The 10058-nt window shown below is 34.9% G+C and carries 6 protein-coding genes; 2 read left to right on the forward strand and 4 right to left on the reverse strand.

All coding sequences use genetic code 11. The features are described 5' to 3' along the window. Positions 1-352: 352 nt before the first annotated feature. From JO950_RS19710 to JO950_RS19725, 4 genes are all read right to left on the reverse strand, one after another. Positions 353-1132, reverse strand: coding sequence for a polysaccharide deacetylase family protein (locus tag JO950_RS19710; RefSeq protein WP_202704178.1), 780 nt, complete (start codon positions 1130-1132; stop codon positions 353-355). Between the two features lie 146 nt (positions 1133-1278). After that, a complete protein-coding gene (locus JO950_RS19715) occupies positions 1279-3690 on the reverse strand; it encodes an ABC transporter permease (RefSeq protein WP_202704179.1) in 2412 nt (803 codons plus the stop codon). 1 nt (position 3691) lies between these two features. Then, the gene (locus JO950_RS19720; protein ID WP_202704180.1) at positions 3692-6115 is read right to left on the reverse strand and encodes an ABC transporter permease; all 2424 of its coding nucleotides are present in this window, start codon (positions 6113-6115) and stop codon (positions 3692-3694) included. A 3-nt stretch (positions 6116-6118) separates the two neighbouring features. Beyond that, entirely contained in the window at positions 6119-6832 is a 714-nt protein-coding gene (locus tag JO950_RS19725) for an ABC transporter ATP-binding protein (RefSeq protein WP_202704181.1), read from the reverse strand. Between the two features lie 280 nt (positions 6833-7112). Between JO950_RS19725 and JO950_RS19730 the strand changes: the two genes are divergently transcribed. Both JO950_RS19730 and JO950_RS19735 read left to right on the forward strand, forming a co-directional pair. Beyond that, entirely contained in the window at positions 7113-8462 is a 1350-nt protein-coding gene (locus JO950_RS19730) for a sigma-54 dependent transcriptional regulator (protein WP_202704182.1), read from the forward strand. A 1-nt stretch (position 8463) separates the two neighbouring features. Next, positions 8464-9795 (forward strand): PAS domain-containing sensor histidine kinase, encoded by a 1332-nt coding sequence (locus JO950_RS19735; RefSeq protein WP_202704183.1) that lies wholly within the window; start codon positions 8464-8466, stop codon positions 9793-9795. The last annotated feature ends 263 nt before the right edge of the window (positions 9796-10058 follow it).

Below are 10058 nucleotides of genomic sequence, written 5' to 3' on the forward strand. Positions count from 1 at the left end.
CGACTGTAGAACATTTTATAATAGTCTGTAGAACTTGTTCTACAATTCAACTAATAATTAATTCTACAATTTTCCTGATACAAAGATACGATTTTTGAAAAAATAAGCCGGATTATTTACGAAATCGTTTGATCAGGAGCTTGTAGTGCACCTCAAAATCACCGGACAAAGCACTGATTTCTAACCCATAACCTTCCTAATTTCGAAAAAAAACAGCTATTCTCACAAAAGACCTTCTCTCCATTTTTAAAGATTGACCTGAATGAAAAACACATGATTTCTGTCGAAAAAAGAGCTGATCTGAATCTTTAGTTTCAGCAAAAAATTATTGTTATTTAACGTTGAAGAAAATTTATTTGTGCTCGAGCAAACGGTCTAAGTCCGATAAGGTATAAAACTTGAGATCGTTTAACTTCATGTACCTGCAGATAAATTCTAAAGTTTCGATTTTAGTCTGATAATTTTCGGTAACATTTCTAACGGGTTTATGACCACATAAAATCAGGATTTTGTTGTGTTGTTTTGCATAGTGCAATAATTCCAGAAGATACGGAATACTGAAATGAATATGGCTATTGTCGATATCAAAGGCAAATACAATTTTAGAATTGTTAAAATAGCTGTCCTGTTTTTCCGGAAGTTCTCCTCCAAAGGCTCTTCCTCTTATAATTTTAAATTTGGGAGATAACGCTTTGTCCAATGCATCAGATCTTAATCCGTATGGATAAGCAAAGGTGGTCATTTTAAAAGAATGTTTTTTCATGGAAGCGATCATAGGGGTAATTTCCTGATCAATGTAAGCATCCATTCCATTTTTATTGACAAATTTAACGGCATTATAGTGATGATAGCCATGTCCGGCTATTTCATGTCCGTATTTTTGCATTTCAAGAAGTTTTTCGATTTGCGGTTTCCCAATCGAATCAATACGGCAGACATTAAAAGTAGCTTTCCAGGAGTATTTTCTCAAAGCCTGATCGGCTTCGGCCCATTCGTCTACATAGGCATCATCAAAAGATAAAATTACACCAGCTTCATAAGCTTTGACGCCTGGATTTTGCTTTTTACTTTCGCAGGAAAATAAGGTCAGACAAAATATAAACAGTACCGATTTAAGGAAAAACATCTTCATAAAATATAGTCTGAAAAATTAAAAAAACACATTCTTTTTTTTACCAATAGAATCTTATTATTTCAAAGATAATTCTTTTTCCCAGTTTTCTGCCATTAAAAAAGCCTTCAAAATGTTCTCACTTTGAAGGCTTTACTTTTTATGATTTATTCGTATTTCAAATATTTCAAAACATCTATTTTGGTTACCTGATAGGCTTTTGCCAACACAATTGACAAGGTTAAAAAGAGCAACAATACAAAAGCAACTATAAAAGGAAGCAAAGGAATTTCTATCCGGAAAGCAAAGTCCTCAAGCCATTTTCGCAATAAAAGATAAGCAGGAATTATTCCGATTGCAAAACCAATCATACAAAAAACGACATATTGTTTCGATAATTCACCGAGTAAAATAGTGGTGTCTGCTCCCAATGTTTTTCTAATCGCAATTTCCCTTACTCTTCTTTCCATTGAAAAAGAAGCTAAAGCAAACAATCCAAAAACGGCAATAAGAATCACAACTCCGTTTAAGAGTGAAAACAGCTGGCTTTGTTTCTCATACACTTTATATGTCCGGGCAAAGCTTCTGTCAACAAAATTGTATTCAAAAGGATATTCTGCATCTACTTTTGTTATCCAAAATTTATTTATAGCCGCAATTGTTTCGGGCATATCTTGTGGTGCGATTTTAACCGAAATGTTAAGCAAATCCTTTTCCATCCATTCGAAAGCTTTGATGTGCATGAAAATCATGGGCGAAATACTATTTTCAAGTCCAAAGTAATTGAAGTCCTTTACCACGCCAACAACTTTTAATTTTCTATCTTCCCAGATGATTTCTTTGTTAATAGGATCTTTTTCTAAGAGTGTTTTGGCGGCAGCTTCATTCAACAAAACATTACTACTACTATCTGATGCAATTTTGCTGTTTAAATCTCTTCCTTTAACTATCCGGATCCCCAAAACATTCATCATCCCAAAGTCAATCGCCATCTGCTGTGTTATCACTTCTTTATTTGCTTTGTAGTGCATGCCTGACCATGAATTAATATCGTTACCGATAGAAAATACCCCTGCCGAAACTGCCTTAACGCCTTTTATTTTCAGAAGTTCCTGCCGTATCGTTTTGTATCTTTCAAATTGATTCCTTCCTTTCTTAGGTTTAAAAGAAATATCCATCACCTGAGCACCTTTAAATCCTAAATCTTTATGAGCCATATAATTAACCTGCTGGTATACTATAATTGAACCAATGATAAAAAATGTAGCAATAGCGAATTGCAAAACCAACATACCGTTTCTAAGCCAGATTCCGTTTTTGCTGCGGGAAAAATTCCCTTTCAAAACCTTCAAAGGCTCGAAGTTGGAGACATACATCGCAGGCAAAACTCCCGAAACCGTAATGACGATTATAAAAATGAAAATTAGCTGTAAATAAAACTGAGAGCCTTCAAGAATCAGCTCTTTGTGCAAAAGTGAATTGTAAAAAGGCAATGAAAGTTCAACAATCACCAATGCCAACAAAAGTGAAAAAAGCGTGATCAGAGTTGTTTCAAAAACAAACTGAGTAATAATTTGCGATTTTGTGGCACCAACTATTTTTCTTACTCCAACTTCTTTAGCTCGCTTTACAGCATTTGCGGTGGCAAGGTTAACATAATTGACAATTGACAGCAGTAAAATAAGAATTGATAATCCCATTAAAATTTTTAAAAACCGAAGATTGGCTCCTCCTTCCGGAAAAGGGTAACTTCCCTGATACAATCTTGTTCCTGAAAACGGAAGTAACTTAGCTTTTTCTACCTCTCCGTACTTTTTCAAATAACCTTCATAAGTGATTCCTTCCGCTTTTGCCTGCTTTTTGACTTTCTTTTCGATATAGATGGTATTCAAATTTTTGAGTATTGCTGTCGTGTCCCTCTGCTTTTTTAACTTTAACATTAATCCATAGCGCAGTCCCCAGCTTTCTCTGTTTTTATCTATTTCGTATTCAATTATAGTTGTAACAGCATTAGGCATTACTGAAGCTTTTTTAGACAATCGGTATACGCCCCGAACAATAAAAATTTTGTCGGCATACTTAACCTGCTTTCCTATTGGATTTTCACTTTTAAACAAGCGGGAAGCTGTCTCTTCAGAAAAAGCGATGCTGTTCCGATCGTAAAGTGCGCTTTTTCCACTGCCGTGAATAAACTCAAAAGGAAAAAAAGAAAAGAAATTACCCTGCCCTGAGAAAATTTTATCGACTACTTCTATTCTACCATTGTACTGTATTGTTTCTCTGGCATAATTGCTTGTAAAATAACAATAACTCTCTAAAGGCGGGCTCATTCTTTTTAAAAGAGGTCCCGGAATAGGCGAATTTACAGCCCAAACATTGCCCCCGCCAATATTGTTCAGGACCGTATAAATTCTATCTTTCTCAGGATTCCACTCGTCATAAGAGTGTTCATCATTCCAATACAGAGTGGCAAAGATCAATCCTGCAATTCCAATACTTAAACCCAAAACATTCAAAGCCGTAAAAAACTTGTTGTTTTTGATGTGGTAAATAAATATGTTGATCCAGTTCTTTAGCATGTTATTCGTATTTTAAATATTTCAAAACATCTATTTTAGTAGCCTGATACGCTCTTGTTAGTACCACTACTAAGGTTAGCGTAAGTAAAGCAGTAAATCCAATCACAAAGGGATATACAGAGATATTAATTCTGTAAGCAAAATTTTCTAACCATTTGTTCAACAGATAATATACGGGAAACAATGCTATCAAAAAACCTATAATACTGAAAACCACATACTGCTTACAAAGTTCTTTTAGTAAAACATTGGTTTCCGCACCCAGTGTTTTTCGAATCGCGATTTCTTTCATACGTCGTTCGATAGAGTACGAAGCCAAAGCAAATAATCCAAAGAGTGCAATGGTGATAACGATAACATTTAATAAAGAAAATAGATTTTTCTGCCTCACATAATTACTATACGATCTTTTGTACCCTTTATCGACAAAATCATAGGAAAACGGATATTCTGTATCTACTTTTTTAGTCCACATACTTTCGATATCCGTCAGCGTTTGCTGCATCGTTTTGGGGTCGGCAGTGATATAAATATTATTCAAAAGTTCTGTAAACCAAGGTACTGTTTTAAAATGAAAAAAGGACATCGGAGGAATAGCCTGACCCGGATCCATCAGATTAAAATCTTTTACAACTCCCACAATAATGGCATCCTGACCATTCCAGTTTATCTTTTTCCCTATCGGATCTTTTTCGTTCAATAACTTGAGTGCAGTCTCATTAATCAACATTGAACTGACAGTATCCTGAGCAAATTTGGGATCCAAATAACGCCCTTTAACGATTTTAATCTTCAACATTTCCAATAATCCAAAGTCTATTGGTATATTTTCTCCGTCTACACTTTTATCTTTATATTGATAGGTTATAGTCGATTTTGGACCATATCCCAAGACAAAACCGCCACCCGAAACTTCTTTAACCCCTTTGATATGAAGCAATTGATTCCTGATGCTAGTATATCGGTCCAATCGCTCTTTATTGCTGATTTTTTCTCCATAGATGTTCTTATACGAAATGTTCAGAATTTGTTTTCCATTAAAACCTAACTCTTTAGAGTTCATATGTTCTATTTGCTGATACACAATATAAGATCCGATAATAAAGAAAGCGGCCACACTAAATTGAAAAATCAACATACCATTACGGAGCCAAATACCGTTTTTACTTCGGCCAAAGTTTCCTTTCAACACTTTTAAAGGCTCAAAATTAGAAACGTAAACTGCCGGAAGTATACCGGCCAATACAACCGTTATAAAAAATATAACCACCAGCTGCAGGTAAAACTGACTGCTTTGTAATACGAGTGATTTTTCTAAAAAGGCATTATAATACGGTAGCGAAATTTCCACGATAACCAATGATACCAAAATGGCAAACAACGCAATGAGAGCCGTTTCAAAAACAAATTGTTGAATTATACCATATTTTGAAGCACCTATAATTTTTCGAACTCCAACTTCCTTCGCTCTCTTCACCGCATTTGCCGTAGCTGAATTAACATAATTTACAATCGATAACAGAAGGATTAAAACCGATAACCCTACCATGATAAGTAAAAATTGGAAATTCCCTTTCGATTCTGTCATACCTCCGGTTTTGGTATGCAGACGAACTGAGGCCAGAGACTCTAAACTTGGTTTTACTTCACCATATTTGCGAATAAGTTCCTTAGGAGTAATTCCCTTCTCTTTTGCAAATCGGACCGTCAGGTTTTCAAAATATATTTTTTGGAGATTTTTTGCTACTTGTTTTTGATTCCCCTGCTCTTTCAGTTTCAGTAATAAAACATACTGAAAGTTTCCCCATAACTGAATGTTTGCATTAATTCGCTGGTCCATAAAATTAACAACACAGGAAGGATTATAGGCTGATTTTTTATCCAACTTATAAACGCCTCGTACCATCAAAACTTTCTTCTGTAAAACTACTTTTTTGCCTACAGCAGTTTGATTTCCAAAAAGCTTAAACGCTAAATCCTCCGATAAACAAATACTGTTTACATCCGGTAAAGCTCCCTTTCGACTGCCCTCAGTAAATTCATACGGAAAATAATCAAAGAAGTTTCCTTGGGCAATGGTAATCTTGTCCGATTGTACTTTTTTGTCCTTAAAATAAAGAATGTCATTATCATAACCTCCGTTTAAATAACAAAATGATTCGACTTCAGGACTTGCAGCTTTTAACGCTGATCCTACCGGTGCTGAGCTCGAAGACCAATAGGTCGTAGCATTCATTTTATTGGTTACTAAAAAAATTTTGTCTTTATTAGGGTTCCACTGATCGTAGGATTGTTCATCGTTCCAGTACAAAATAGCAAAAATTAATCCCGCGATTCCAATACTCAAGCCCAAAACATTTAAAGCTGTAAAAAGCTTGTTGTTTTTGATGTGGTAAATAAATATGTTGATCCAGTTCTTTAGCATGATTTAGTTTATTGAATGGTTTACTAAAACATCTACATTTCTATGGTTCATTTTCTCCGAAAGAATAACGCCGTCTTTCATAACAATTGTTTTTTGCGAAAACGAAGCATCATAATCTGAATGTGTAACCATTAGAATTGTCGCACCTCCCGCATGAAGATCTGTCAACAATTCCATTACTTCATTACCATTTTTACTGTCCAGATTTCCTGTAGGTTCATCGGCAAGAATAATTTTCGGATCATTGATTAAAGCCCTTGCAACGGCTACACGCTGTTGCTGTCCTCCCGAAAGCTGCTGCGGATAATGTTTCAAACGATGTGAAATGCCCAATATAGTAGCCATTTCCTGTACTTTTTTCTTTCGCTCTGCTGAGGGAACATTATTATAAATCAGCGGTAATTCAATATTATCAAAGACCGATAATTCATCAATTAAATTAAAATTCTGAAAAATGAATCCGATATTTTCTTTTCTCGCTTTTGATTTTAAATTTTCCTTCAGACCGATCATTTCCTGTCCTAACAGTTCATAACTTCCGCCGGAAGCGCTATCCAATAAACCGATAATGTTTAACAAAGTTGATTTTCCACTACCCGAAGGTCCCATGATCGATACAAAATCGCCTTCGTTTACGGTTAATGAAATTTCGCTTAAGGCTTTTGTCTCTACTTCTTCGGTTCTGAAAATTTTTGAAAGCTCTTTAATTCTGATCATACTACTTTGTTTTTGATGTTTGTTTTTCTTTTTGAGAATTTTATTGCCGAAGTAAAAAACAGATCCTAAATTAAGATAATTGATAAGATAATCTATAAATATCTATTTTTGTTACATTTACCGGCAATAATCATTCTCCTATTTGATGATTTGTTAATAGTAATATGATTTTCGTGCCAAAAATTTAAAATTTATAACTGCCTTATTTTAAATTTTTTAGTATTTAAAAGAATCCGCAAGTGTCCAATAATGGACAGCTTTCGTCCAAAACTGAACAAAAATGAAAAAGACAAATGCCGCAATATTAATCATAGACGATCAGGAAGACATCCTTTTTGCGTCGAAAGTGTTCCTGAAAAAGTATTTTGAAGACATTTATACGCTCAATAATCCGAAAAATATTGTCGAATTATTGTCACAAAAACACATTGATGTTGTTTTGCTCGACATGAATTACAGAATAGGTTTTGAAGACGGAAGAGAAGGGTTGTATCTATTAAAGGAAATCAAAACGCTTTCGCCAAAAACCGTTGTGATTCTAATGACCGCCTTTGGCAAAGTCGAAACAGCTGTTGAAGGTTTAAAATCAGGTGCTTTTGATTATATATTAAAACCCTGGGAAAATAAAAAACTACTGGAATCGGTCAAACAAGCCGTCGACAAATCCCGAAAGGAGCAAAAGAAAACCAGGTATATCGAAATTGAAAATGACTTTTTTATTGGTACTTCCGAAATGATCAAAAAATCCTATTCCCTTGCCGATAAAGTCGCTAAAACGGATGCCAACGTTTTGATTTTGGGCGAAAACGGAACGGGTAAATTTGTTTTAGCACATCATATTTTTAGCCAATCCGAAAGGAAAAACCATCCATTTGTAGCCGTCGATCTGGGAGCCTTAAATTCAAACATTTTCGAAAGTGAACTATTTGGTTATGCCAAAGGTGCTTTTACAGATGCCAAAACCGATACTCCCGGACGTTTCGAAATGGCGCAAAACGGAACTATCTTTTTGGATGAAATTGGGAATGTACCGCTGCATTTACAATCGAAACTGTTACAGGTTATTCAAACCAAAACAGTAACCAGGCTGGGTGAAACAAAGCCAAGACCACTAAATGTCCGAATAATTACAGCAACCAACCTAAATCTTAAACAAGAAGTTTCCGATAAAAACTTTAGAGAAGACCTTTATTATCGTATCAATACCATGGAAATCGTTCTGCCTCCATTACGGGAACGTCATGAAGATAAAATTCCACTGGCAGAATATCTTCTCGACAAAATGATTGCAAAATACGACCGAAATGGTATTCAATTTGACAAAAAAGTACTGGAACAAATTGAAAAACATGCCTGGAATGGCAACATCAGAGAAATGGAAAATAAAATTGAACGTGCCGTTATTCTGTGCGAAAACAATAAAATCACCATTTCCGATTTAGATTTAGAGACCATAACTCCCTACGAAGAAAACCCGGATGACATTCAGCTTTCTTCCGTAGAGAAGGCCGCAGTTGAGAAAGCCTTGCTGAAAAACAACAATAATATCAGTAAAACGGCTGAAGAATTAGGATTGTCCAGAGGCTCTTTGTACCGTCGTTTAGAAAAATACAACATCAATATCAACTAATATGTTCAGAACATTTCAAACCTATAAATTGTTGTTTTTAAGACTGATCTTAATTGTTGTGATGATCGAAATCTCCTTGCTCTTTTTTAAGAAAGAGTTACTCTTTACCGGAATATTTGGTCTCTTTATTGTCTTTCTGCTCGTTCGCGAAATGTACTTTTATGTTCGAAATTTTGTTTTACTCTACAACAGAACTATCTCCTCTATACTACAAAATGATTTCAGTTCAGACTTTTCACAGCATAAATACAATAAAAACTACCACGAATTACTTCTCCTGTACGATACTCTAAAAAGCAAACAAAACGAACAGATCTCCAAAGACATTGTCTATCGTTCGATTTTAAACACTATTGAATCCGGGATTATCATTCTGCAAAAAGAAGAAATGGAATGGAACATTTTCCTAATGAACGATCATTTTTCTTCTCATTTTAATGTTCCCAAAGTCTCCAAATGGAAATATCTTAAAGACCAATTACCTTCGTTATGTGAAGTTATCGAAGCTGACGATTTTCAGGAAGTCAAAACCTCCTTAGAAATTCGGGTACAAGAGCAAAACATGCAAACCTTTGTGTTGCAGGCTTCGCGTACAGAAGTTTTTGGAAAAGATTACTTTATTGTCTTACTGGATTCGATTCAGAATGTAGTTGAAAAAAAAGAAAAAGATGCCTGGGTAAACTTAATGAAAGTCATTTCGCATGAACTCTTGAATTCGATCACTCCCATTCGTTCTATTTGCCAGAATCTACAAGATCTGGTTGATCAGGATACTATGTCCGCTGAAGATTTGGAAGATGTGAAAAATAGTGTCGAGACCATGTTGAGACGGAGCGATCACCTGCAAAAATTTGTTGAAGGTTATCGAAAATTGGCCATGCTACCTACACCAAAAAAAGAGAAAGCTGACTTACAGCTACTGATGCACAATTGTCTTCAGATTATGGCTCCCCTGTTCAGAGAAAAAGGTATTGAAGTTGTCAACACTATTACTTCCAAACACTGGATTACGATCGATTCACAGCAAATCGAACAGGTTTTTATCAACCTATTGACCAACTGCATCTATGCTTTAAATGATGTCACCGAAAAAATAGTAACGGTGTCATCAGAGTTTAAAGAAAATAGGGTTTTCATTAAAATCACGGACACCGGAAACGGAATCGAAAAAGAGATTGAGAACAAAGTATTCCTTCCTTTTTTCACCACCCGAACAGAAGGCGCCGGAATTGGTTTAACGTTATCTAAAAATATCATTGAGGCACACGGCGGCTACATCACGCACCGTAATGAAAATGGTAAAACTATTTTTGAGATTTGTTTACTTGAGTAGTAAATAAATTGTTTAAAAACGAAAATACACAGTTTATCCACTTCCTATTTTTTTCCTTTTCTATTAATTGAATTGGTAATACTCAGAGTAATTGAAACGTTTCTTTTAAATGTTGTAGTAGCTGATATTTTCAATATTCTTACTGAACTTCTTATTCCTAAACCTTCTTTTATTAATTGAATAAAACTTTAACTTATTACTAGTAGCTACATAATCATTATACCCCTTGTGTTTCAATCCAAAAGGATAATAATTATTCTCGT

The organism is Flavobacterium sp. UGB4466 (assembly GCF_903469665.1).
GTDB classification, from domain to species: Bacteria; Bacteroidota; Bacteroidia; order Flavobacteriales; family Flavobacteriaceae; genus Flavobacterium; species Flavobacterium lipolyticum.

Bases quoted from the DNA above. Each gene is read 5' to 3' on its own strand.
- JO950_RS19710 (WP_202704178.1), bottom strand. From the start codon at position 1,132: ATGAAGATGTTTTTCCTTAAATCGGTACTGTTTATATTTTGTCTGACC.
- JO950_RS19715 (WP_202704179.1), bottom strand. From the start codon at position 3,690: ATGCTAAAGAACTGGATCAACATATTTATTTACCACATCAAAAACAAC.
- JO950_RS19720 (WP_202704180.1), bottom strand. From the start codon at position 6,115: ATGCTAAAGAACTGGATCAACATATTTATTTACCACATCAAAAACAAC.
- JO950_RS19725 (WP_202704181.1), bottom strand. From the start codon at position 6,832: ATGATCAGAATTAAAGAGCTTTCAAAAATTTTCAGAACCGAAGAAGTA.
- JO950_RS19730 (WP_202704182.1), top strand. From the start codon at position 7,113: ATGAAAAAGACAAATGCCGCAATATTAATCATAGACGATCAGGAAGAC.
- JO950_RS19735 (WP_202704183.1), top strand. From the start codon at position 8,464: ATGTTCAGAACATTTCAAACCTATAAATTGTTGTTTTTAAGACTGATC.